Here is a 24,922-nt window from a genome sequence, read left to right as displayed (position 1 = left end):
CGCATCAACCGACTCCTTGTCCGCGCCCCGGTCCGGGCTACTACTAAACCACCTTCCATATCCCCGACAGCAACGGCACGGGGCCCCTCCAGGAGACCACCATGTTCTTTCGCCAACGCCTTGCCGCTAACGCCACGTTGTCTTACTTCTTCGGCTGCGCCGGTCTTCAAAAGGCTGTCGCAGTCGATGTCGTAGCCGGCGATGAGAACTGGTTTCTCCAAGAGGCTGAAAAAGCTGGTGTACGCATCGCGCACGTCATCGACACCCACGTTCACGCCGACCATTTCTCGGGCGGGCCGGAGCTTGCACGCCTTGCTGGTGCCAGCTACCACCTTCATGAAAGCAACCTTGGGAGGACGGCCTTTGCGTTCTCCCCGCTGCGCGACGGGCAGCGGTTGGAGTCTGGCAACGTGCTGGTGGATGTCATTCACACCCCTGGCCACACGCCCGACAGCGTGTGCCTGCTGGTCCGAGACCTGCGACGTGGCGATGAACCCTGGTTCGTCATCACAGGCGACACGCTCTTTGTGGGGGCAGTCGGCCGTCCCGACCTGGCAGGACACGAGCGTGAAATGGCTGCGCAGCTCTACGACACGCTTCATACCAGGCTGCTGTCGTTGCCCGCCGAACTCGAAATCTACCCAGGCCACCAAGCAGGAAGTAGCTGCGGTGCAGGGCTGTCCGGCAAACCCGCATCCACCATCGGCTTTGAAAAGCGTTTCAATCCCATGCTTTCGATGTCCAGGGATGCCTTTGTCTCTGCATTGACTGCCGACATCCCACCGCAGCCCGCCGACATGGAGCACATCGTGCAAGCCAATCTGCGTGGCGCGGTTCCAGTCGCAGCAACTGTCTGAGCAGGCGATGAGTTTCGGTATCCGCGCCAATCTCGGTCAGTTTCTGCAGCAGCTGCTGCAGGTGCTGCTGGTGGGCATGACCATTGGCATGATGCGCAATGTCGTGCCCGCGCTGGCCGAGACCGAGTTCGGCGTTCCGCGCGGATCGTTCATGCTGCTGGTGGCGTTTGTGGTGGCTTTTGGCTTCGTCAAAGGCACGATGAACTTCGCCGCAGGGCGCCTGGCCGAGGAGCTGGGGCGCAAGCGTGTCCTTCTGTTCGGCTGGCTGGTGGCCTGGCCCATTCCGGCGCTGATCTACTTTTCGCAGAGCTGGTCCTGGGTGGTCTTCGCCACGGTTTTGCTGGGCATCAATCAAGGACTGACCTGGTCGATGACACAAACCGCCAAACTTGACTTCACCCGCGCCGACCAGCGTGGCCTTGTGATCGGCCTCAATGAGTTCTCAGGCTACCTGGGGCTTGCCATCGCCGGTGTTGCTACTGGCTATCTCGCCTCAATACTGGGGCCGCGCGTGGGCCTGCTGTGGTTTGGCGGGGCGGTCATCGGTCTGGCGACATTTCTGGCATGGACCTCCGTTGCTGAAACGCTGCCCTGGGCGCGCGACGAGGTGAAAAAGCACCAAGGAGCTGGCGCCACAGTGTTTCGACCACGGTATCCCGAGGCAGTGAGCGAGCATCCATCAACGGCAGAGATGTTTGCCCTGATGAGCTGGCGCGACCGGCGCATGGCGAGCCTTTGCCAGGCCGGACTGGTCGAGAAATTTGTGGATGCACTCGTCTGGGCCTTGTGGCCGATCTACCTGCACCAGCAAGGGCTGAGTCTGCCGGGCATTGGATGGATAGTGGGCGTCTACGGTTTCACCTGGGGCGCCGCGCAGTTCTTCACAGGCAGGCTCTCTGATCGTGTTGGGCGGCACCTGCTGAATGTATGGGGAATGTGGGTTTGCGGAGCCGGGGTTGCGCTCATGCCGCTTGGTAGCGGCTCGTTATGGTGGAGCCTGTCCGCAGCCATAGCCGGTCTCGGAATGGCCATGCTGTACCCGAATCTGAGTGCTGCGGTGGCCGATATTGCCCATCCTCGTTGGCGCGCTTCTGCCATCGGTATCTACCGGTTCTGGCGCGATCTTGGTTATGGCATCGGCGCGCTGGGCCTGGGCGCAGCCGCAGCATTGGGAGGTGGACTAGAAAACGCCTTCTGGTTCGTCGCCGTTGCCATGCTGGTCTCCGGTGGCATCCTTCTGCACTGGGGCGAAGAGACTCACCCAAGGCTCAACCCCGCAGTGTGAGGGCGATGAATACAGACTGACTCGGGCGCATCGGAACTCTGGTTTCACGAACTGGTGCCGTGATCGGGTCCGTCCCCACTGTGACGGTAGCCTCTGGGTTGCTGAACTTGTTTGGCCGTAAAGCGCTTGCGTTTTGGTCGCCAAACTCGCATGTCCTAGGAACAGAAAAAAGGGTCAGCATCCATGGACGCCGACCCTTCATGCAGTAGCTAGGTGCTAGCTATCAATCGCAGCAGCCCAACATTTCCAGGCAGCACTCAGCGAGTTCTGAGCAGCAATCGGTTTGGGCCATGGCCACGCCTGCAATCGATAGCAGGAGAGCGGCCACACTGAACTTCAAAAGTTTTTTCTTCATAGGAATGTTCCTGTTTAGGGTTGGATGGAAATTGAGAAATCAACCCAACCCTAGTCAGGAGGTCGCCACACCGATGCCCGCCAAGAAGCCCAGTCCTTCACAGAGCCGTCGGGCATGCCTGTGGACTGAGGTGAATCCGACATGCGGGACAGCGCGGAGGCCATCAGGTGCAAGCCGCAGGGTTGGCAGCCTGGAACGGCGCACCCATCCATATCACCGCATTCGGTAATGCAGCAATTCCCATAAGAAGAGACACTTGCCGATACCGTCTGGGTCAGGAAAACGCTACCCAGCAGTATCAGAAAAATGACGAGGATTTTTCGCACAACGGAACTGTACCGCAGGAGCCAACCGGCCACGAGAGACCCTCTGAAGTCCCAAATCTAGGCAAGCAGCGGAGCGAATTCCTCAGTCATTCGCGACGGCGCAATGCTGATGATCTCTGGCTCCACAACGTGGTGCTTCACAAAAGGGTCTTCTTCAACCCGAGCGGTCACCTCGGCCTTGTTGAGCTTGACTGCCAGCAGCGCACCGCCTTGCGAATTCTCCAGAGACCCGGCGAGCAAGAACACCCCATCGTTGATCCCCTTTTCAATCCACTCCTTGTGTCCGGCCATCCACTGCGCGGCTTGCGAACGATTGGGCCCGAACTTGAGCAAGACAATGTGCATGAGAACTCTCTCCTATTGATAGCGATATCAGAGTTGGAATCTGTAATCTACTTTTGCGACGCGCCTTGACCCGCTGCATCCAGCACCCAGGCTTCGATCTGCTTGACCTCATGACGGATGAAGGCCTCGTCATGGAAGGCGTTGGCCAAGGAAGCAATGCCTTGGCTTCGCGCCAACAGGTGCATGGCCAGAACATCGGCATCCTTGATGCGACCCAGCTCTACAAACTGCTGCGCCAGCCAACGTCGGAACTGGCCAAAGATCATTCCCGCCTCGCCTTGTGAGGGATGTTCGAGCTTTGCCAGTTCGGCGCACAGCGTTCCTACCGGGCAGCCGAAACGCTGAATGTCCTTGCGGTTGTCAATCAGCATCTGCGCAAAGCACTTCAGCCTATCGGAAGGCGTGCGCCCCTTGAGTGCCCAGGTGTCCAGCATCCCTTGCGTCTTGGTCGCCCTGTGGGCAATGACTTCTTTGAGAATGTCGTCCTTGGTTTTGAAGTGGTAGTAAAAGTTGCCGCGCGAGATACCCACTGCATCGGCAATGTCGGCAAACGAGGTGTTCTCAAAGCCGCGTTGATAAAACAGAAGATCGGCTTTCTCGACGATCTCCCGCCGTGTACTTGGTTTGGGGGCAGCGGATTTCATGCTGCCGCCATTGTTGAGAGCGATTGCTCAGTGGCCGTTTGATAGTCCGTGTATCCACGCTCGTCTCCGCCATAGAACGTCGCCGAATCAGGAGTTGCGAGAGGCAGATCATGTCGAAGCCGCGTGACCAGGTCTGGATTCGAAATGAACGGCTTGCCGAGGGCGATCAAATCGGCTGAACCTTGCTCAATGGCCGCCATGGCCCGGGCTCTGCCGTATCCATTGTTGGCAATGTAAGTGCCGCCAAAGCGGCGTCTCAGATCACCATAGTCCACCAGAGGCTCAGCGGCCGACATGTCGCCCTCCAGTACATGAAGATATGCCAAGTGCGATTTGGAAAGCTCTTCGGCGTAGTACCCAAAATGCGCTGCCGGGTCGCTGTCGCGCATGTCGTTGAAGCAGTTTTCTGGACTGAATCGCACGCCCATACGGCCCTTCGGCCAGATCTCGCCGACTGCCGCCACGATCTCCAGCAGAAACGTCAACCGCTTTGCGGGTGATCCTCCATATCGGTCGCCTCGTTGATTGCTTCCATCCCGAAGGAACTGATCAATCAGGTAGCCATTCGCTGCGTGGATCTCGACACCGTCAAAGCCTGCGGCTTTCGCCAGTGCGGCGGCCCTCTTGAACTGGTCCACCACTTGAGGGATCTCCGCGGTGGTCAGCTCTCTTGGCGTCAAGAACGGCTGCATTCCACCGTATGTGACCGCCAAGCCTTCGGGCTTGATCGCTGAAGGGGCGACGGGTAGCTCTTCGTCCACCTGAAGACTGGGGTGTGAAATACGACCACAGTGCTGTAGCTGAGCAAAGATGTGCCCGCCTTTGGCATGGACCGCGTCCGTGACCTTCCGCCATCCCTGCGCCTGCTCCTCCGTGTAGATCCCGGGAGTTCCGGGATATCCAACCCCCTGAGCCGACACAGGAGCAGATTCCGAGATCACAAGCCCGGCGTCTCCACGCTGTCCGTAGTGGATCGCCATGAGAGGGGACGGTATGCCATCTGGTGCTGCGCGGTTGCGCGTCATCGGCGCCATGACGATCCGGTTGCTGAGCAACATGTCACTCAGCATGAAGGGGGCAAAAAGCTCATGCATGCAAGACTCCGCAGATTTTGGTCATTTGTCCTAATATCCTAGGACAAATGACCTATTTATGTCAACACGCGCTTGAATGCTTGACCAGTTCAAGCCGGTAACCATCAGGGTCGGCCACGAATGCAATTTTTTTTGGAACCTGGCGTTGCCGGCCTGAATGCGTCATGTGACCAGGCGCGCGGACGACCTGCACGTTGGCCTCGGCCAGGTACTTGCAGGTCCGCTCAACGTTCGCAACCCTCAGGGCAACATGCCCAGAGCCCATAGACGGCCGGCCGTCGCCTAGGGGCGGAGTGGGTTCTTGGAAGTTTGCCGACTCGATCGTCGGGGCGGCTCTTACTGGGGTGGGGAGCTGTGGCTCCCATGTAAGAGTTCGCGCGAGCGTCCGATTCCTGGGCTGACCTAGAAATTTGCCTGCTAGCATCGAGAGGACGCAACCGCCGTGGACCAGCCGATTGCAACGGCTACGGCAGCACCAGGCTGGGAGCGGGCCTTCAGTCTTGCAGCGCAAACAGCAGCTTACGACCCTGAGCGGCCGGTCATGTTTCGCCAAAGCTGCCTTTCGCTCGGGCTTAAAGTAATTCGAGTTGCGCGACAAACGGGCAGCAAACGGCATCTCTCCCGCTGCAAGCGTTTTCATCGCTGTTCGAGCGGTCCATAATGAAATCAAATAGGAGAGAGGAGAGGCTACCAATGGCTGCCTTTGACATCAGCGTGCGTGACACGCTGAAACTGCTCGACGGCTCGTTCGAGCCCTTTGCAGCCGGCGTGTCGAACGGGCTCTACGCATTCTGGTTGGGGTCAGGGATTTCATTCGGACGCGCGCCGAGTCTGCGCATCCTCGTCGGTAAAGTCGTTGAGTTCGTACGCTCGCACATTGACCACGCGGATCCGAACTGCAAGTTCGCCCGTACCCTGCAAGAGATTCTCAATTTGGCCAGCGCTTCAGCGGAAGAACGTACGCGGTCGAAGTTGGATGAGCCTTTTGCCAACTGGCCGGATCAGGATGCCATCGCTTGGCGTTTGGTAAACAACTATTCCAAGCTGCTCGGCCTCACTGTTGATGGCGAGGACATGGACTATCTCTTGTGGAACGTCATCGACGTCGGCGCAACGTTCGCGGACCCCGCCATGACCCCCGACGTGGAGCATCTCTGCCTGGCGGCCTTGAGTCTGGAGGGCACGACCCCTGAGATGCTCTCGGCCAACTGGGATCCGCTGGTCGAAAGGGCCATGGACACGCTGACGGATAGCAATGCGGCGTTGAGCCCAACGGTCGTCGCCCGTCCCGCTGACCTTCAGTTACCCCGCAACAAGACCCGCCTCATTAAGTTCCACGGCTGCGCCGTCAAGGCTCAAGGTGACCCGGTCCAGTACCGCCAATGGTTGGTGGCGTCAAACGATCAGGTCGCCGCCTTCTGTACCCAGGCGAAAAATCAGGGGCTGGTCACTGCTTTGACTCACATCGTCGGGAGCAAGCGTACTCTGATGCTTGGCCTGTCAGCCCAGGATGCCAATATCCAAAGCATCTTTAACAAGGCGGCTAACGAGTTGACTTGGCAGCTTGGCGATTCACCTCCGAGCTACGTGTTCTCGGAGCAAGACCTGGGCATGGACCAGCGATCGCTTCTGAAAAACGTCTACCGTGACCAAATCACGCCAGCGAACCTGAAGGCAGTCTTTGAGGCGGCGCGCATCCAGGTATACGCAAAACGGTTGTTGACCGCGCTGCTGCTGGACGTGTGGTCGAGAAAGCTGCAGGCGCTCATCTCTCTCGTGCCAGGCCTGCTTCTGCAGGCGGAGCGTCAAAACCTGTGTTCTGGCATCGTGTCGCTTCGTAACCATCTGGCAGATGCGGCAGAGCCTACGCTTGAGTTCATCGATGCGCTCCTTGATCGATTTGGCCGCGCCTCCAAGCTGCTGCGAGACGGTCAAATCGAACACTCGAATGTCAGGTTTGAGCCGATCACAAGTGACGTCGTTACAGCGCTTGCTGGTAACCCCGCCCTGGGTGCCCTCGGATTGCGCGAGGCCGCTGTAGCACTGGGCCTGTTGGGGATGGGTTTGAGCCGCGGCCACTGGATAGTGGAAGCCGAGTCTCTGGATAGGGATTCGGGCGTGCTGGCGGTCACCGGGAAAGGGGCAGCAGCGGCCCGTACCAAGGTGTACCTGACGGCCAGCGCGTCCGGCGCCGCGCTGCTTCGCAGTGAGGGCCACCTGATGGAGGCAGAAAACCCTCTCTTGCTCCAGTCGCAGAAGCTGGCAGTACCAATGCCCCGATCTCCGAGAGGGGCAGCAGGGCGGACAGGGGTGCCGAAAGCACGCGAGGTAAGCATATCGACGCTGCTGCAAACCTACGCTACCGCTGACGATCTGTATGAAGCATTCCGACAGGAGCTTGCGCTATGACTGATTCAACGCCTGTAGGTCGGGTCGCGGTGGCGCTCGAGGATGCCGGGTACCAGCGTATCGCCAACGGCCTCCAAGTTGGCGCGCTGAAGTTCCAATTTCCAGCCGCATTCGTGAAAGCGAAGAGTTCGGCCGAACTGATTCTTGTCGCCGACATCGCGAGCGAGAGCGAGACGCAGTTGACACGTAAGGTCGACGGCGTGGCTCGCGCGCTTGACATCGCATCCTCAACACGGTCTCTTACCCTGGTGGTGACCGGTCCCCGGCCCAGTGCTTTCGCCCTCGAATCATTGGGCCGGGTCTGCCGAGTCCTCCCCACCGGCAACATCATGGGGGATGACGGCGACCAGGTCCTTAAGAACTGGCTGGCGGTGCTGTTGCCTCTGTCGTTGCCTCAACCCGAGTCGGTGGTGGGTAACTCCCTGGCCCGCATCCGCGCCGCCGCACAAGAGCTAGACGAAGCAACCAGGAGGCTGATCGATGCTGCGTCGTTGGGGGAGGGTGCTGTCAGCAAGGAGCTGTACTCGATCATTGACGCCGCTGCGGTCCAAGCCAAGGAGAAGACCATATGACACCGCGCATCGTGTCCCTCACGGCTACCGACTTCCGCAGTCTTCGTGGGACCGTCACTATCCCTATGGACAGTCCTGTTGTGCTGATCCATGGCCGAAATGGCGCTGGCAAGACCAGCTTGTTGACGGCAATGGAAGTTGGCCTGACTGGCAACCTGGCATCGCTATCTCGGCTGGACCCGCAGCTTCGGGAGCATCTGGTTCATAAGGAGGCGGTGTCCAAAAAGGCGTCGGTGTCGATCGGCGTCCACGGGCTTGGTGTCGAGTTTCCTGCAGGACATTTCGACATCCACGACCATAAGTTCACCGGCAGGGCGGCGCTCGATCCCATCCTGACAAGGCACTTTTCGGAGCGCTGTTACCTGGCGCAGTCCACCCTGGCCAGGCTGCTGGAGTTATACGAAGACAAATCGGCGAATGGCACGGCACTGACGCGATTCGTCAAGGAGCTGCTCGGGCTGGATGCGCTGGATGCCCTCATCGATGGCTTGTACGACGCAGGCGATGTCCGCCGGCTTCGCGGTCATGCCGAGACCTTCTGGGACATGCGTGAGCAACTCCCGAGCTTGGATGACGAATTGAGCCGCTTGGCCAATGAGCTCGCTGCCGCCGAGGGGCAGGCAACGCAGCTAACACAGTCCGCACTGGAACGACTCACACCACACTGGCCAGAAATCGCCAGTCTCTCGGTTCAGCCGATGCTTGAGCTGTTGAAGGAGCAGTCACAGGAGCCCGAGCTGCAGCGTTTGACGCAGCTTCGGCGGGAGCTTAATGACACGGTTTCGCAGAGCCAGCTAGCGGTATCCGCCATGGTTTCCGACCGGCGCGATGCGATCGAAACCGCCGCTGGCGCCGCGGACGCGGCACTACGCGGTTGGCTGGATACCAGCGGCAAGCGCATGACGGAGCTTTTCGACAAGCTTGGCGGCTACTTCTCCGATTTGCCGTCCCCCATTCAGAACCAACCTGAGTACGCTCGCGCCTATGCCTATCGGGCAGTGTCCAATGAGGTGGTGCGATGCCAGCAGATTCAAGCCAAGGATCAAACAGCGCAAAAGCAGGTGTCGACGCTTCTGGCTGATCGGAAAGGCCTCGCCACTCGGCTGGCAGATATCGACAAGCAGATCGTGCAGCATTCGGGCGAGGCCGGCCAGCTTGCGCAGGCGCTGTCCGCCCTGGTTCCGCATGTACACACTGATGAATGTCCGGTCTGCAGTCGGGACTTCGGTGAGGTTTCGTCTTCGCCTCTGCTGGGGCATCTCACGGCTCAGATTTCGTCTCTGACTCAGTCGGCTGGCCTTCTCTCAGCGTTGTCGCAGGAGCGGACGAACACCGTCAGCGCCGTCGCGGCTCGAGATCGAGAGATCGGTGTCGCTCAGGCGCAAGTGCTCACGGCCGAAGCGAGAACGGAATACGTGCAAAGGCTTGCAGCCCTTGAGCAGGTCTTGCAGGATTTGGCGTCTCTGGAAGGGCAAGCCAAGGCTGGCGAAACCCTTTTCGGGCAAGCGGCCAACGCCGCGCAAGCTCTAGTATCGGCTCGCGCCGTCGATCAGCAATCAGCGGCCATTCGGGACGCTGCTGGTCGGTATGCCAGGCTGCTCGCCGTGGACCCTATTGGCGTTAGCGAGCCTTTGCAAGCGGCGCTGCAGCGGTTCCTGGCTGAAGTCATTGCGCGGTTGGAGCAGCTGTCGGCGAAGGAGTCGGCACGCCGCGATGGCGAGGTAGCACTGAGGGAACTGCTGCTAAAGCAGCAAAACATTGAAGCCATCAAGGCGCGGCAGATGGAGCGGAGAACTGCGCGTCGAGGCCTGCACGCGGCGAAGCAGGCTGGTGAGCGCATGATGGAACAGGCGCGCGATCTTCTCAAGCTAGCTCAGATCGAGCGTTCCCGTGTTGTGGGCCAGGTGTTTAATGATTCCTTGAATGCATCATGGCGAGACCTCTTCGTCCGCCTGGCACCGGACGAGCCGTTCATCCCCGCCTTCGCTTTGCCCCAGGCGACAAAGGGCGACGTCGAAGCGAGGCTGGAAACCTACTATCGAGATGGCCGTAAAGGCGGAAATCCAAGGGCCATGCTCAGTGCTGGGAATCTCAACACGGCCGCGCTGACGCTGTTCCTTTCGCTCCATCTGTCCGTGAAACCGCAGTTACCGTGGCTGATCATCGACGACCCGGTACAAAGCATGGATGAGGTTCACATCTCGCAGTTCGCTGCTCTGTTACGAACACTCTCAAAGCAGCATGGCCGTCAGGTCATCATCGCCGTGCACGAGAAGCCGCTTTTCGACTACCTGTGCCTAGAACTCAGCCCCGCGTTCGAGGGCGACCGATTGATCACAGTAGAGCTGGGGCGTGCGCCGAATGGCGAGTCGGTGGCGAATACTGTGGTTAGAGACTGGAAGCAAGATCTTGCGATTGCAGCGTAGACGTTCGTAGTCCTTCTAGTAGACCCTTGATCTGGTGCGGCCGAGTGCGTGGTACGAGGTCTTTGCCTACGATACGAGCGGCTCGGCTTTGCCGTCGAACGACTGGTGTCAGCCAGTTCGGCGAAGGGCCGCTCCTGGCCGATGGTACGCATTCGCCAAAGATCGCTGGATGACCGCAACCGCTGCAGAACGTCCATTTACACCGCTAAGCTCACACGCTTTGCCGACAGGGTCTCAACATTCAATTGAAGAGAAACTGCCATCGATTCATGGCAAACCACCGCAATGACCAAGTCCAGCGAAATGGCAGATCAGGTACTTGCATCGTCAAGAGTTTTGGAAGTCGTCTTGCCTGCTGCGTTGCCTTCCCTCAGTCTGTCCAGATAGTCTGCCCACCGCTGCATCATTTTCGTTCGATGGGCTAGGTACTGTGTCCTGTTGTAAGCGCGCCCATTGGCGTCCTTCACGGCGTGAGCCAGCTGCGCCTCAATCACCAGCGGGTCCACATCCAATCGCTCCGCCAGCATTGTTCGCGCCGTGGCGCGAAAGCCATGCCATGTTTGGATCTCCGGCGTATAGCCCATGGTGATGAGCGCGGTTCGCACTGAGTTCTCTGAAATAGGTCGACTGTGGTTGCGCTCACCGGGAAACACCAAGGCACTGTGGCCCGTCAATGGATACAGCTCCCGCAACACTTTCACAGCCTGGGTTGAAAGAGGCACCAGATGTGGATCCCCGTTCTCCTTCCCGTCCTTGCCCCGCTTCATCCGGGCAGCCGGAATCGTCCAGAGGGCAGCATCCAGGTCAACCTCGGCCCAAGCTGCACCGCGCAATTCGCCGGGACGCTGAAACAACAAGGGTGCCAACTGTAGTGCCGCCCGCACGATCGGCCCGCCCTTGTAAGCCTGGATAGCACGTAGTAGCTCACCCAGCTTGACCGGTTGGGTAATGGCAGCGAAGTGCTTACCCCGGTACGGAGACAACGCGCCTTTGAGGTCTCCCGTGATATCCCGCCCCACCCTACCGGTGGCGACGCCATAGCGCCAGACCTGGCGAGCCAACATCAATCCACGATCGGCCGTCTCTACAGCCCCGCGCTCTTCCACCTTACGCAGGGTTGCCAGCAGTTCCACCGGCTCAATCTCAGCTAGGCGACGACCCCCTAGCCAAGGAAAGAGATCACGCTCGAACTGGCGCAGCGAGCGCTCGGCATGAGAGTCACTCCATAGAGGCTTCTGTTTGTCGTACCACTCCAGAGCGACAGCCTTGAAGGTATCCCCGGCACTGGCAGAAGCCTTCAGCCTTTCCACCTTTCTGGCATGCACAGGATTTATTCCTGTCGATTTCTGCAGCCTGGCGGTATCACGAGCCTTGCGAGCCGCCGTCAGGCTGACCGAGGGATAGCTGCCCAGAGCCATGCGCCCTTCCTTGCCCTCATGCCGATACTTCCAGAACCAGCGCCTCGATCCCCCGGGAGCGACTTCCAGGTACAAGCCTCCCGAATCCGATAAACGCTCCCGCTTCGATGTGGGGGAACAGACGGCGTTGCGGCACTGTGCGTCGGTCAACATGGGGGAACACCTCCAGAGGTTTCACTAGGATTTCCCCTCTGAAACGGGGGAACAAATGCCGCCAGTCTAACCTTTTCGGATTTTGTTCCCCCGTCTGTTCCCCCGCCTCAGCCTGGCTGCCAGGAGATCGCCCCGGACGTCTCCACACCGTAACCCATTGATTTACCAAAGAAAAAGGGCGTTCACCGGATGTTGGTGAACGCCCTTGGACGTCGTAATGGTGGAGCTGGCGGGAATTGAACCCGCGTCCGCAAGCCTTCATCGGGCAGATCTACATGTTTAGCGATCTGATTTGAGTCTCGCCGTCTGTGTCGCGCAGTCGCACGCTACACAGGCCGCCAGCACCCTATTTTCTCGCTCCAACCCAAGGTACCCGGATCAGAGCCAGCCCATGTAATTATCCTTGCAGCCGGGAGGCACTGATTGCTCAGAACCCCCTTGCCCAGCCCATCGGCCAACTGTTGCAAGGCTCACTGGCAATTAAGCAGCGAGTGCGAAACGTTCGTCGTTTGCAGTTAGTTTTTTAAATCGAGATTTACGAGCGTGACTCAAGCTCGACATGCACCACACCGATTCCGAACCCACGTCGAAACCAGGACAGCCCCAGACCCTCTATTTTAGGTGCGTACAAGCAATTGCAAGAGCTCGACCGGAGATTTAATTGCAGCATGGGCGCCCCACTCCGCCGGATTGGTCTTGGCCCCCAGGTATCCGTAGGTTGCTGCGACAGTTCCCATGCCCGCAGCGAGGCCTGCAAGAATGTCGCGCTCATCGTCCCCCACATAGATGCACTGCCCCGGCTCCAGTTTCAAGCGCGACGCCGCTTCGAGCAAAGGGGCTGGATGGGGTTTTGCATGGGGAGTGGTATCTCCGCTGATCACCGCTCCTGCGGTCGCAAACAGTGGAATGGCGCGGGTCAGAGGGTCCGTAAAGCGGGTCGCCTTGTTGGTCACCACGCCCCATGCCAAATTGCGGCGGAGGATCTGGGATACCAGCTCCGGCACCCCCTCAAAAATGCTGGTGCGTTCTGTCATGCACGACTCATAGTTCACGAAGAACTCCTCGCGCATGGTCAGAAAGTCGGGATGGTCGGGCGCCATGCCAAATGCCTCGCCCAACATGCCACGGGCGCCAGCACCGGCCATCGGACGATAGCGCTCCAGCGGCAGGGAGGGCAAACCACGGTCCGTGCGCATCTTGTCGGCAGCAGCACCTAAATCAGGGGCACTGTCAATCAGTGTTCCATCCAGGTCAAACAGCACCGCGCGGATATTCTGAAACATTGGCTGGGCCTCAGGCTGCGCGCCGCGTGGCAAACAGGTAGTTCACACTGGTGTCGCTGCTCAACCAGTAACGTTGCGTAAGGGGGTTGTACTCCAGGCCTCGGGTGGTCTGCACGTCAAGGCCCGCACTGCGGCAGCTGGCGGCCAGTTCGCTGGGTCGAATCATCTTGGCGTATTCATGCGTTCCACGGGGCAGCATGTTTAATACATATTCAGCGCCCACAATGGCCAGCATGAAAGCCTTGGCACTTCGGTGTATGGTCGAAAAGAATACCCATCCGCCCGGCTTCACGAGCTCAGAACAGGCTCGCACAACCGATGCAGGATCAGGCACATGCTCAAGCATTTCCATGCAGGTCACCACGTCAAAGCTGGCGGGTTGCTCTTTGGCGAGCGCCTCCACACTGACTTCCCGGTACTGGATATTGGTGGTCTGGGCCTCCAGCGCGTGCAACTGGGCCACTCGCAGCGCCTTGGAAGCCAGGTCAATACCCAACACGTCCGCGCCTTTGCGGGCCATGGAATCGGCCAAAATACCGCCGCCACAGCCAACATCCAGTACACGCTTGCCTGACAGGCTGCACTGCGCATTGATCCAGTCGAGCCGCAAAGGATTAATCTGGTGCAAGGGGCGAAATTCACTTTCGGGATCCCACCAGCGATGGGCCAATTCCGAAAACTTGGCCAGTTCGGCCGGATCTGCATTGACGATTTCACTCATGCACTGATTCTCCACGACGAAAGGCAATGGACAAAAAACCCCAGACGCAAAAAAGCCCCGATAACGGGGCTTTTTTTGGGAAGCAATCCGAGGATTACTTGGAAGCGCGGGTACCGACCACTTCGATTTCCACGCGACGGTTCTTCGCACGGCCTTCGGCAGTCTTGTTGTCAGCCACGGGTTGCTTTTCGCCCTTGCCTTCGGTGTAGACGCGGTTCTTTTCGATGCCCTTGGACACCAAGTAAGCCTTCACGGCTTCGGAACGACGCACCGACAGCTTCTGGTTGTAAGCATCGGAGCCCACGGAGTCGGTATGACCCACGGCAATGATCACTTCCAGGTTGATGCCCTTGACCTTGGAGACCAGGTCATCCAACTTGGCCTTGCCTTCTGGCTTCAGCACCGACTTGTCGAAGTCGAAGAATGCGTCAGCAGCGTAGGTCACCTTGGTGGCCACAGCAGGAGCTGGAGCGGCAGGAGCTGGAGCAGCGGCAGCAGGAGCTGGGGCAGCAGCAGGAGCGGCAGCAGCAGGAGCAGGAGCGGCGATAGCGCCATCGCAGCCAGGAGCAGCCGTTGCAGGCGTCCAGTTGGCATTGCGCCAGCAGTATTCGTTGGTGCCGTTCTTCCAGACGATGCCAGAAGCGTTTCTCCAGTTGTCAACGGTTTGTGCGCCAGCGGCGGTTGCGAGCGCTGCAGAGGCAAACAACATCGCCACTTTGTTCAGTTTCTTCATGGTTCTCCTCTTGGGGAAAAAGCCGCAGCCGCGCTGCGAATCAGGACGCTTGGAGTGACCATCACCCAAAGCGTTCAAACGATTGTGCCATACGTAACAGGGCAAAAGCGGGGGCACCCGCCTGGGGCCCGTAGGACAAAACCGGAATTGCTTCGATATGTTGCGTGGTCGCTACACGGTCTTACCTCTAAAATGGTTCTCCTTCGCCGCCACCGCAGTCCCCAATGACCCAGTTTGCCAAAGAAACCCTGCCGATCAGCCTCGAAGAAGAGATGCGGCGCAGTTACCTTGATTACGCGATGAGCGTGATCGTGGGCCGGGCCCTGCCCGACGCGCGCGACGGCTTGAAGCCAGTGCACCGCCGCGTGCTTTTTGCGATGCACGAGCTCAACAACGATTGGAACCGGCCTTATAAAAAGTCGGCCCGTATCGTAGGCGACGTGATTGGTAAATACCACCCGCACGGTGATTCCGCCGTATACGACACCATCGTGCGGATGGCACAGGATTTTTCGCTGCGCCATATGCTGGTGGACGGCCAAGGAAATTTCGGATCGGTGGATGGCGATAACGCCGCAGCGATGCGGTATACCGAAATCCGCTTGGCCAAAATTGCGCATGAAATGCTGGGCGATATCGACAAGGAAACCGTCGATTTCGGCCCCAACTACGACGGCAGCGAAAAGGAACCGCTGGTATTGCCCAGCAAGCTCCCGAATCTGCTGGTCAACGGTTCGGCCGGTATTGCCGTGGGCATGGCCACCAATATCCCGCCCCACAACCTCAACGAAGTGGTCGATGGCTGCCTGCACATGCTGCGCAACCCCGATGCCACGGTTGATGAGCTGATGGAGATCATTCCCGCGCCCGACTTCCCCACGGCCGGCATCATCTACGGCATCAACGGCGTCAAAGACGGTTACCGCACGGGGCGCGGGCGTGTGATCATGCGCGCCAAGTGCCACTTTGAGGACATCGACCGGGGCCAGCGCCAGGCCATCATCGTCGATGAACTGCCCTACCAGGTCAACAAAAAGACACTGCAGGAGCGCATGGCCGAGCTGGTGCACGAGAAGAAGATCGAAGGCATCAGCCACATCCAGGACGAGTCTGACAAGTCGGGCATGCGCCTGGTGATCGAGCTCAAGCGCGGCGAAGTCCCCGAGGTGGTGCTCAACAACCTGTACAAGCAGACGCAGCTGCAGGACACGTTCGGCATGAACATGGTGGCGTTGATCGACGGCCAGCCCCGCCTGTGCAACCTGCGCGACCTGATCAGCGTCTTTTTGCAGCACCGCCGTGAAGTGGTCACCCGCCGCACGGTGTTTGAGCTGCGCAAGGCGCGCGACCGTGGCCACGTGCTCGAAGGCCTGGCCGTGGCGCTGGCCAACATCGACGACTTCATTGCCATCATCCGCAACGCCCCCACCCCGCCGGTGGCCAAGGCCGAGCTGATGGCCCGCCCGTGGGACAGCAAGCTGGTGCGCGAGATGCTCACCCGCACGCGTGCCGACGGTGGCGTGATCAATGCTGACGACTATCGCCCCGACGGCCTCGAAAAAGAATTCGGCATGGGACAGGACGGCCTGTACCGCCTGTCGGAAACGCAGGCCCAGGAAATCCTGCAGATGCGCCTGCAGCGCTTGACCGGCCTGGAGCAAGACAAGATCGTGGCCGAGTACAAGGAGGTCATGGCGGTCATCGAAGACCTGCTGGACATCCTGGCCAAGCCCGAGCGCGTGTCGGTCATCATCGGCGACGAACTCACCTCCATCAAGACCGAGTTTGGTCAGCACAAGCTGGGGGCTCGCCGCAGCATCGTCGAGTACAGCGCGCAGGACCTCTCCACCGAGGACCTGATCACCCCCACCGACATGGTGGTGACGCTCAGCCACACCGGCTACATCAAGAGCCAGCCACTGTCCGAGTACCGCGCCCAGAAGCGCGGCGGGCGCGGCAAGCAGGCCACAGCCACCAAGGAAGACGACTGGATCGACCAGCTCTTCATCGCCAACACGCACGACTACATCCTGTGCTTCTCCAACCGAGGCCGCCTGTACTGGCTCAAGGTATGGGAAGTGCCCGCCGGCTCGCGCGGATCGCGTGGCCGCCCCATCGTGAACATGTTCCCGCTGCAAGACGGCGAAAAAATCAACGTCGTGTTGCCACTGACCGGCGACATGCGCACTTTCCCGGCCGACCGCTATGTGTTCATGGGCACCAGCATGGGTACCGTGAAGAAAACGGCGCTGGATGAATTCAGCAACCCGCGCAAGGGCGGCATCATCGCCGTCAACCTGGATGATGGCGACTACCTGATCGGCGCCGCCCTCACCGATGGCAAACACGACGTGATGCTGTTCAGTGATGGCGGCAAGGCCGTGCGTTTCGACGAAAACGACGTGCGCCCACTGGGCCGTGCGGCACGTGGCGTACGCGGCATGATGCTGGAAGACGGCCAGAGCGTGATCGCCATGCTGGTCGCCGAGGACGAAACCCAGAGCGTGCTCACCGCCACCGAAAACGGCTATGGCAAGCGCACCAGCATCACCGAATACACCCGCCACGGCCGGGGCACCAAGGGCATGATCGCCATCCAGCAAAGCGAGCGCAATGGCAAGGTGGTGGCCGCCACGCTGGTGCATGCTGACGACGAGATCATGCTGATCACCGACAAGGGCGTGCTGGTGCGCACCCGCGTCTCCGAGATCCGCGAACTGGGCCGCGCCACGCAGGGTGTCACGCTGATCGCATTGGACGAAGGCTCCAAGCTCAGCGGGCTGCAACGTATTGTTGAAAACGATGCCAATGTGGCTGAGGGCGAAATCGAAGGCAACGCCAACGACGGAAACCCGCCAGCCGCCGAAACCCCGGAACCACCAGACGCTTGAGTCAGACCAGCGGGTGCTGCCCCGACGGCGCAGCACCCATTGCGCTATTAAAACTGAAGCTGCTAGCGCTTATTTGATAAGCGCCAGCAGCCTTTTTGACCAAAAAAATGAAACGCCCATATAACTTCTCGGCCGGCCCGGCCGCCATACCCACCGAAGTCCTGGAGCAGGCCGCCGCCGAGATGCTGGACTGGCATGGCAGCGGCATGGGCGTGATGGAAATGAGCCATCGGGGCAAAGAGTTCCTGTCGATCTACGAACAGGCGGAAGCCGATCTGCGCGAGCTTCTGGCCGTGCCCGCCAACTTCAAGATCCTGTTCATGCAAGGCGGTGGCCTGGCCGAGAACGCGATCGTCCCGCTCAATCTTTCACGGGCCGGTGTGGTTGATTTTGTGGTGACTGGCAGCTGGAGCCAAAAGTCGCAGAAGGAAGCGCGCAAATACGCATCCGAAGTGAACATCGTGGCCTCCTCCGAAGACACCGGCTTCACCACCGTGCCCGACCCGGCCTCCTGGACGGTGAGCCGGGGCGCGAGCTATTTGCACATCTGCAGCAACGAAACCATCAATGGCACCGAGTTCCACGAGTTGCCCGACCTGAAGGCGCTGGGCAGCGATGCACCGCTGATCATCGACTTCTCTTCCCATGTCGCATCGCGGCCGGTGGACTGGTCACGTGTCGGACTTGCCTTTGGCGGTGCGCAGAAGAACCTCGGGCCTGCGGGCCTCACGCTGGTGATCGTGCGCGAGGACCTGCTGGGCCACGCCCTGCCCGCCTGCCCCAGCGCGTTTGACTACCGCGTGGTGGCAGAAAACCAATCCATGTTCAACACCCCCCCCACCTGGGGCATCTACGTTGCAGGCCTGACCTTTCAGTGGCTCAAACGCCAGACCGAAGGGGCCTTGAGCGGTGTGGCAGCCATGGAGCAGCGCAACATGGCCAAGGCGGATCTTCTCTACAAAGCCATCGACAGCTCGCAGTTGTATGTAAACAAGGTGGCTGCCAACTGCCGCTCGCGCATGAACATCCCGTTCTTCCTGCGCGACGAAAGCCGCAACGAAGCCTTCCTGGTCGGCGCCAAGGAGCGCGGACTGCTGCAGCTCAAGGGCCACAAGTCCGTGGGCGGCATGCGCGCCAGCATCTACAACGCCATGCCCCTGGCGGGCGTGCAGGCGCTGGTGGACTACATGCGAGAATTTGAACAAAAACACGCCTGAGCGGACTACGGCCCACCCACGTTTTCGCGACAGCGCACCGAAATTTTCCCATCCATGAACACTCCGCAAGCCTCACCCGACCTCGCCAGCCTGCGCGTGCAGATCGACAGCATCGACCAGCAACTGCTCACGCTGCTGAACCAACGGGCGCTCGTGGCCGAACAGGTGGGTGAAGTCAAGAAGCGCGAAGGCACGCCCTTTTTCCGACCCGACCGTGTAGCCCAGGTCATCGACAAGATCACCCATGCCAACCCTGGGCCGCTCAAGGGTGCGCACGTCGCTGCCATCTGGCGCGAGATCATGTCCGCCTGCCTTGCGCTCGAATCGCCCCAGCGTGTGGCCGTGCTCGGCCCCGAGGGCACGTTCTGCGAGCAGGCAGCGATCGAGTTCTTTGGCGGCGCGGCCGACCTGATGTACTGCGCCAACTTCGACGAAGTGTTCCACGCCACAGCCGCTGGCAGCGCGCAGTACGGCGTCGTGGGCGTGGAGAACTCTACCGAAGGCGTGGTCACCCGCTCGCTCGACCTCTTCCTGCACACCCCCACCCACGTGGTGGGCGAAGTCAGCCTGCTCGTGCGCCACAACCTGCTGCGCACCAGCAACTCACTGGATGGCATTGAGGTGGTACTGGCCCATCCGCAAGCGCTCGCACAATGCCAGGCATGGCTGTCCAAGCACCTGCCGCATGCCGAGCGCCGCCCGGTGTCCAGCAATGCCGAAGGCGCACGCCTGGCCACCACCAACCCTGCCTGGGCGGCACTCTCCAGCGAACGCGCAGCCACTCAGTTCGGCTTGCACATCGTCTCCCACGCCATTCAGGACGACGCCTACAACCGCACCCGCTTCGCCATCATCTGCCTGCCGCACACGCTGCAGACGCCACCGCCCTCGGGCAAGGACTGCACCAGCCTTGTGGTGTCGGTGCCCAACCGCCCTGGCGCCGTGCACGACCTGCTGGTGCCACTCAAGACGCACGGTGTGTCCATGACGCGATTCGAATCGCGCCCCGCCCGCACCGGCCAGTGGGAGTATTACTTCTACATCGATCTCGACGGCCATCCTGCCCAGCCCCATGTGGCCAGGGCGCTGGAAGAACTGCGCAGCCTGTGCGCGTTCTACAAGGTCCTGGGCACCTACCCTGTCTCGTCATAAGGAGCCGTCGCCATGTTCGAACAACTGGGACTGATCGGCTGCGGGCTCATGGGAGGCTCATTCGCCCTGGCCATGAAGAAGGCCGGCCTGGTCAAACGCGTGGTGGGTTACAGCAAATCACCTTCCACCACCGACCGCGCCCGTCAGCTGGGTGTGATCGATGTCGAGGCGCCGTCCGCCTTGCTGGCCGTTGCTGGCGCTGACATTGTGCTGGTGGCCGTGCCCGTGGCCGCCACCGAAGCCACGCTCAAGGCCATCAAGCACCTGGTCACCCCCCAGATGCTGATCATGGACGTGGGCTCGACCAAGGCCGATGTGGTGCAGGCCGCACGCCGCGCCTTGCGCGATCAGGTGGGCTCGTTTGTGCCCGCACATCCCATCACCGGGCGCGAAGTGTCGGGCGTGGAACACGCCGAGGCCGACCTCTACAGCGGGCGCCAGGTGATCCTGACGCCCACCGAACGCACCTTCACCGCGCAGCTGCAAAAAGCCCAGGACATCTGGACGGCCCTGGGCAGCCGTGTGACCAGCATGTCGCCCGAGTCGCACGATGCGGCGTTTGCAGCTGTCAGTCACCTGCCCCATGTGCTCGCCTTTGCGATGATGAACAGCATCACGGGCCAGGACACCGGAGACGACTTCCTATCGCTGGCGGGCCCGGGGTTCCGGGACTTCACGCGCATCGCGGCCAGTGATCCCAAGGTGTGGCGCGACATCCTGCTGTCCAACCGCGACGAGCTGATCGCCCAGTCCAAGCTGTTCCAGCAGGCACTGCACACCATCGAGCAGGCCATGCAAAAGGGCGATGCCCAGGCGCTGGAAGACATGCTGACGCTGGCCAGCGAGACCCGGGCGCATTGGCGCATGGGTGCGAAGAGAAAATAACCCCCTGAGTCGCCTGCGGCGCCTTCCCCCAAGGGGGACGCACCCAGTGGCCTGGCAAAGCCAGTTCCACGGGTGCACTGGGATGGGCCTGCGCCAGTAATGACGGGCGCTTGGACCAATGGACGAAAGATACCGATGTACAGCACCGCATTTATTGACCTGCCCCCCTTGCAAGCCGCTGCAGGTGAAGTCCACCTGCCGGGCTCCAAGAGCATCTCCAACCGGGTGCTGCTGCTGGCGGCGCTGAGCAATGGCACCACCACCGTGCACGACCTGCTGGCGTCCGACGACACCCGCGTCATGCTCGACGGGCTGCGCCAGATTGGCTGCACCGTGGACGAGGCGGGCAGCACCGTGCACATCACGGGCCTGGGCGGCCGCGCACCGCAGTCGCCGGCCAAGCTCTTCATGGGCAATGCTGGCACTGCCATGCGCCCGCTGACGGCCGCACTGGCCTTGCTGGGCGGTGAATTCGAGCTGTCGGGCGTCCCGCGCATGCACGAGCGCCCTATTGGCGACCTGGTGGATGCACTGCGCCAGCTGGGTTGCCAGATCGACTACCTGGGGAACGACGGCTACCCGCCGCTGCGCATCGCCCACGCCAATGGCGTCCCTGCGCTGGCACTGGCAGAGCCAATCCGCGTGCGCGGCGATGTGTCCAGCCAGTTCCTGACCGCTCTGCTCATGGCATTGCCACTGGCGGCTGGCACCCAGAACATCGTGATCGATGTGGTGGGGGAATTGATCTCCAAGCCCTACATCGCCATCACCCTCCAGCTTCTGGCGCGCTTCGGCATCGTGGTCGAGCACCAGAACTGGCAGCGGTTCACGATTGCGGCGGGCAGCCGCTACCAGTCGCCCGACACCATCCACGTCGAGGCCGACGCATCATCTGCTAGCTATTTCATAGCGCTTGGCGCAATCACATCAAGCGCTGACGGCCAGAATGGCATCAAAATTCAAGGCGTGGGCCTCGATTCGATCCAGGGCGACATCCGCTTTGTCGATGCCGCCCGCGCCATGGGTGCCGTGGTCACCGGTGGCCCCAACTGGCTGCACATCCAGCGGGGTGAACCGGGCCAGGGCTGGCCGCTCAAGGCCATTGACCTGGACTGCAACCACATCCCCGATGCCGCCATGACGCTGGCCGTGATGGCGCTGTATGCCGAGGGCACCACCACGCTGCGCAACATCGCCAGCTGGCGCGTGAAGGAAACCGACCGCATCGCCGCCATGGCCAACGAACTGCGCAAGCTCGGCGCCACGGTGGAAGAAGGGGCGGACTTCATCCGCGTCACGCCACCTGCCCAAGCCCAAGACTGGAAAGCGGCCAGCATTCACACCTACGACGACCACCGCGTGGCGATGTGCTTCTCGCTGGCGGCGTTCAACCCAGCGGGCCTGCCCGTGCGCATTGAAGACCCCAAATGCGTGGCGAAGACCTTCCCGGATTACTTTGAAGCCCTGTTCTCGGTGGCAAGCACTGCCACTGGCCACATCCCGGTGATCTGCATCGACGGCCCCACCGCCTCGGGCAAGGGCACCGTGGCGGCTGCGGTCGCGCAGCGCCTGGGCTACCGGTTCCTGGACTCTGGGGCGATGTACCGCATCACGGCCCTCGCCGCCCTGCGCGCTGGCCTGGCCATCAGCCCCGAGCACGAGGCCCGCATTGCCGCCTTGGCGCAGACGCTGCCCGTGCGTTTCGAAGGGGGCCGGGTGTGGCTGGGCAGCGACGATGTAACGGAAGCCATCCGCACCGAAGAGGCCGGCATGAACGCATCCCGCGTCTCTGCCCTGCCCGCCGTGCGGGGGGCGCTCGTGGATCTGCAACACAGCTTCCAGCGTCTGCCGGGGCTGGTGGCCGACGGCCGGGACATGGGCACGGTGATCTTCCCGGACGCCCCTTTGAAGGTCTATTTGACGGCCAGCGCCGCCTGCCGCGCCGAGCGCCGTTATAAACAGTTGATTTCAAAGGGTTTTTCGGCTAGTATCGCAGACCTCCGCGCAGATCTGGAAGCGCGCGACGCCCGGGACAGCACCCGCAGCGTTGCACCTCTCAAGCCCGCGCAGGACGCTCTGGTCCTGGACAACTCCGATTTGACGATTGAACAAGCCGTTGAAAAGGTGCTGGCCTGGTGGCAAGAGCGTCAACCTTTCGCAGGGTCTGCGCAGGGTTGAAACGTGTGGAGCCTTTTTTAGAACGGGCTCCACAGGCAATGCTGAAAGGCCTTGCCACAGGCCCACGCAACTCCTCTCGCGCGCCAGCGCACAGGTTGTGTGGATCGATAACCTAACCCGCGGTTCTACCGCAAAAAACCACCGCAAGCAGCTATAAAAACAGTAGCAATGGTGCTACTGGAATCCTGTTTGTGGCAAGGAAACACATGTCCGAATCTTTTGCCGCCCTTTTTGAAGAATCTTTGCAGCGCACGGAAATGCGCCCAGGCGAAGTCATCACCGCTGAAGTCGTGCGCGTTGAGCACAACTTCGTGGTCGTGAACGCTGGCCTCAAGTCCGAAGCCTACGTACCGCTGGAAGAGTTCAAGAACGACAAGGGCGAAGTCGAAGTCCAAGTGGGTGACTTCGTGTCGGTGGCCATTGGCTCCATCGAAAACGGCTACGGCGACACCATCCTGTCGCGCGACACGGCCAAGCGCCTGGCTTCGTGGATGAGCCTGGAAAAGGCCCTCGAATCCGGCGAATTCGTCACTGGCACGACCAGCGGCAAGGTCAAGGGCGGTCTGACCGTTCTGGTCAACGGCATCCGCGCATTCCTGCCCGGTTCGCTGATCGATACCCGTCCGATCAAGGATCTGACGCCGTACGAAAACAAGACCATGGAATTCAAGGTCATCAAGCTGGACCGCAAGCGCAACAACGTGGTGCTGAGCCGCCGCGCTGTGGTGGAAGCCTCCATGGGCGAAGAGCGCGCCAAGCTGATGGAAACCCTGAAGGAAGGCTCCATCGTTCAAGGCGTGGTCAAGAACATCACCGAATACGGTGCGTTCGTGGACCTGGGCGGCATCGACGGCCTGCTGCACATCACCGACATGGCATGGCGCCGTGTGCGTCATCCCTCCGAAGTGGTGACGGCTGGCCAGGAAATCACGGCCAAGATCCTGAAGTTCGACACCGAAAAGAACCGCGTGTCCCTGGGTCTGAAGCAAATGGGCGACGACCCATGGATGGGCGTGAACCGCCGCTACCCCCAAGGCACCCGCCTGTTCGGCAAGATCACGAACATTGCCGACTACGGCGCGTTCGTCGAACTCGAACCCGGCATCGAAGGCCTGGTGCACGTGTCTGAAATGGACTGGACCAACAAGAACATCGCTCCCGCCAAGCTGGTTTCGCTGGGCGACGAAGTCGAAGTCATGGTCCTCGAAATCGACGAAGACAAGCGCCGTATCAGCCTGGGCATGAAGCAGTGCAAGGCCAACCCGTGGCAAGAATTCGCACAGGACACGAAGCGCGGCGACCGCGTGAAGGGTCCTATCAAGTCGATCACCGACTTCGGCGTGTTCGTGGGCCTGGCTGCCGGCATCGACGGCCTGGTTCACCTGTCTGACCTGTCGTGGAACGAAGCTGGCGAAGCCGCAGTTCGTAACTACAAGAAGGGCCAGGAAGTGGAAGCCATCGTGCTGGCCGTGGACGTGGACCGCGAACGCATCTCGCTGGGCATCAAGCAGCTCGACGGCGACCCATTCACGACCTTCGTGACGGTGAACGACAAGGGCCAGACGGTGACCGGCAAAGTCAAGACCGTGGACGCCCGTGGCGCTGAAATCGACCTCGGCGAAGACATCGTGGGTTACCTGCGCGCTTCGGAAATCTCCCGCGACCGCGTGGAAGATGCCCGCAACGTGCTCAAGGAAGGTGACGAAGTCACGGCCGTGGTGGTCAATGTGGATCGCAAGACCCGCAACATCCAGCTGTCGATCAAGCAAAAGGACATGGCTGATGAACAAGGCGCCATGGCCAACCTGAGCCAGCAATCGAGCCGCGAAAGCGCCGGCACGACCAGCCTGGGCGCCCTGCTGCGCGCCAAGCTGGACAACTCGGAAAAGTAAAGCGCTGACCCGTTGAGGAGCCTCAGCGCACATTGCGCGGTAAGCTCCTTGTACGGTCAGACAGCGGGCGCCTCGGCGCCCGCTCT

The 24,922-nt window shown here is 60.7% G+C and carries 20 protein-coding genes and 1 other RNA gene; 11 read left to right on the top strand and 10 right to left on the bottom strand.

Features of this window, described 5'->3' with window-relative positions:
• Positions 1-101: 101 nt before the first annotated feature.
• Together LPA35_RS18570 and LPA35_RS18565 are read left to right on the top strand one after the other, a co-directional pair.
• A complete protein-coding gene (locus LPA35_RS18570; protein WP_228898048.1) occupies positions 102-857 on the top strand; it encodes an MBL fold metallo-hydrolase in 756 nt (251 codons plus the stop codon).
• A 7-nt stretch (positions 858-864) separates the two neighbouring features.
• Positions 865-2,142, top strand: coding sequence for an MFS transporter (locus LPA35_RS18565; protein ID WP_228898046.1), 1,278 nt, complete (start codon positions 865-867; stop codon positions 2,140-2,142).
• A 223-nt stretch (positions 2,143-2,365) separates the two neighbouring features.
• On the opposite strand, the gene LPA35_RS26095 is transcribed toward LPA35_RS18565, so the two are convergent.
• From LPA35_RS26095 to LPA35_RS26190, 5 genes are all read right to left on the bottom strand, one after another.
• The gene (locus LPA35_RS26095) at positions 2,366-2,497 is read right to left on the bottom strand and encodes a hypothetical protein (protein ID WP_255669814.1); all 132 of its coding nucleotides are present in this window, start codon (positions 2,495-2,497) and stop codon (positions 2,366-2,368) included.
• A gap of 383 nt (positions 2,498-2,880) precedes the next feature.
• Positions 2,881-3,168 (bottom strand): YciI family protein, encoded by a 288-nt coding sequence (locus LPA35_RS18560; protein WP_228898044.1) that lies wholly within the window; start codon positions 3,166-3,168, stop codon positions 2,881-2,883.
• A 47-nt stretch (positions 3,169-3,215) separates the two neighbouring features.
• Entirely contained in the window at positions 3,216-3,812 is a 597-nt protein-coding gene (locus LPA35_RS18555; RefSeq protein ID WP_228898042.1) for a TetR/AcrR family transcriptional regulator, read from the bottom strand.
• Positions 3,809-4,906: an alkene reductase gene (locus tag LPA35_RS18550; RefSeq protein WP_228898040.1), complete on the bottom strand. Its 1,098-nt coding sequence runs from the start codon at positions 4,904-4,906 to the stop codon at positions 3,809-3,811. The genes LPA35_RS18555 and LPA35_RS18550 overlap by 4 nt, the downstream gene beginning before the upstream one ends.
• Positions 4,907-4,967: 61 nt before the next feature.
• The gene (locus tag LPA35_RS26190) at positions 4,968-5,330 is read right to left on the bottom strand and encodes a VOC family protein (RefSeq protein ID WP_370641472.1); all 363 of its coding nucleotides are present in this window, start codon (positions 5,328-5,330) and stop codon (positions 4,968-4,970) included.
• A gap of 269 nt (positions 5,331-5,599) precedes the next feature.
• Between LPA35_RS26190 and LPA35_RS18545 the strand changes: the two genes are divergently transcribed.
• From LPA35_RS18545 to LPA35_RS18535, 3 genes are read left to right on the top strand one after another with little or no spacing between them, the layout of a single operon-like run.
• A complete protein-coding gene (locus LPA35_RS18545) occupies positions 5,600-7,315 on the top strand; it encodes an SIR2 family protein (protein WP_228898039.1) in 1,716 nt (571 codons plus the stop codon).
• A complete protein-coding gene (locus LPA35_RS18540; protein ID WP_228898037.1) occupies positions 7,312-7,887 on the top strand; it encodes a hypothetical protein in 576 nt (191 codons plus the stop codon). Before LPA35_RS18545 ends, LPA35_RS18540 begins: the two co-directional genes overlap by 4 nt.
• Positions 7,884-10,313: an AAA family ATPase gene (locus tag LPA35_RS18535; protein WP_228898035.1), complete on the top strand. Its 2,430-nt coding sequence runs from the start codon at positions 7,884-7,886 to the stop codon at positions 10,311-10,313. The genes LPA35_RS18540 and LPA35_RS18535 overlap by 4 nt, the downstream gene beginning before the upstream one ends.
• A gap of 311 nt (positions 10,314-10,624) precedes the next feature.
• Here the strand turns inward: LPA35_RS18535 and LPA35_RS18530 are convergent, their stop codons facing one another.
• From LPA35_RS18530 to ompA, 5 genes are all read right to left on the bottom strand, one after another.
• Positions 10,625-11,884 (bottom strand): site-specific integrase, encoded by a 1,260-nt coding sequence (locus LPA35_RS18530; RefSeq protein WP_228898033.1) that lies wholly within the window; start codon positions 11,882-11,884, stop codon positions 10,625-10,627.
• 218 nt (positions 11,885-12,102) lie between these two features.
• Positions 12,103-12,489, bottom strand: a transfer-messenger RNA (tmRNA) gene (gene ssrA, locus LPA35_RS18525).
• 12 nt (positions 12,490-12,501) lie between these two features.
• Positions 12,502-13,167: an HAD-IA family hydrolase gene (locus tag LPA35_RS18520; RefSeq protein ID WP_176886246.1), complete on the bottom strand. Its 666-nt coding sequence runs from the start codon at positions 13,165-13,167 to the stop codon at positions 12,502-12,504.
• A gap of 10 nt (positions 13,168-13,177) precedes the next feature.
• Positions 13,178-13,888 carry a bifunctional 2-polyprenyl-6-hydroxyphenol methylase/3-demethylubiquinol 3-O-methyltransferase UbiG gene (gene ubiG / locus LPA35_RS18515; protein WP_228898031.1) on the bottom strand — a complete coding sequence of 237 codons (711 nt, stop codon included), beginning with the start codon at positions 13,886-13,888 and terminating at the stop codon, positions 13,178-13,180.
• 94 nt (positions 13,889-13,982) lie between these two features.
• Entirely contained in the window at positions 13,983-14,621 is a 639-nt protein-coding gene (gene ompA / locus LPA35_RS18510; RefSeq protein WP_121506111.1) for an outer membrane protein OmpA, read from the bottom strand.
• Positions 14,622-14,845: 224 nt separating this feature from the next.
• Between ompA and gyrA the strand changes: the two genes are divergently transcribed.
• From gyrA to rpsA, 6 genes are all read left to right on the top strand, one after another.
• On the top strand, positions 14,846-17,512 hold the full coding sequence (gene gyrA / locus LPA35_RS18505) for a DNA gyrase subunit A (protein WP_228898030.1): 2,667 nt from the start codon (positions 14,846-14,848) through the stop codon (positions 17,510-17,512).
• Between the two features lie 107 nt (positions 17,513-17,619).
• Positions 17,620-18,729 (top strand): 3-phosphoserine/phosphohydroxythreonine transaminase, encoded by a 1,110-nt coding sequence (gene serC / locus LPA35_RS18500; RefSeq protein ID WP_121506109.1) that lies wholly within the window; start codon positions 17,620-17,622, stop codon positions 18,727-18,729.
• A 54-nt stretch (positions 18,730-18,783) separates the two neighbouring features.
• Entirely contained in the window at positions 18,784-19,881 is a 1,098-nt protein-coding gene (gene pheA / locus LPA35_RS18495; RefSeq protein WP_218300002.1) for a prephenate dehydratase, read from the top strand.
• A gap of 12 nt (positions 19,882-19,893) precedes the next feature.
• Positions 19,894-20,766 carry a prephenate dehydrogenase gene (locus tag LPA35_RS18490; RefSeq protein ID WP_055402512.1) on the top strand — a complete coding sequence of 291 codons (873 nt, stop codon included), beginning with the start codon at positions 19,894-19,896 and terminating at the stop codon, positions 20,764-20,766.
• Positions 20,767-20,901: 135 nt separating this feature from the next.
• Positions 20,902-22,944: a bifunctional 3-phosphoshikimate 1-carboxyvinyltransferase/cytidylate kinase gene (locus LPA35_RS18485; protein WP_228898029.1), complete on the top strand. Its 2,043-nt coding sequence runs from the start codon at positions 20,902-20,904 to the stop codon at positions 22,942-22,944.
• 191 nt (positions 22,945-23,135) lie between these two features.
• Entirely contained in the window at positions 23,136-24,836 is a 1,701-nt protein-coding gene (gene rpsA / locus LPA35_RS18480) for a 30S ribosomal protein S1 (protein WP_304439398.1), read from the top strand.
• The last annotated feature ends 86 nt before the right edge of the window (positions 24,837-24,922 follow it).

The sequence above is a fragment of the Acidovorax sp. Leaf73 genome (assembly GCF_916855635.1).
GTDB classification, from domain to species: domain Bacteria; phylum Pseudomonadota; class Gammaproteobacteria; order Burkholderiales; family Burkholderiaceae_C; genus Acidovorax; species Acidovorax facilis.
The sequence above is the reverse complement of the archived record's forward strand: the minus strand, read 5'-3'. Positions and strand labels throughout refer to the sequence as shown.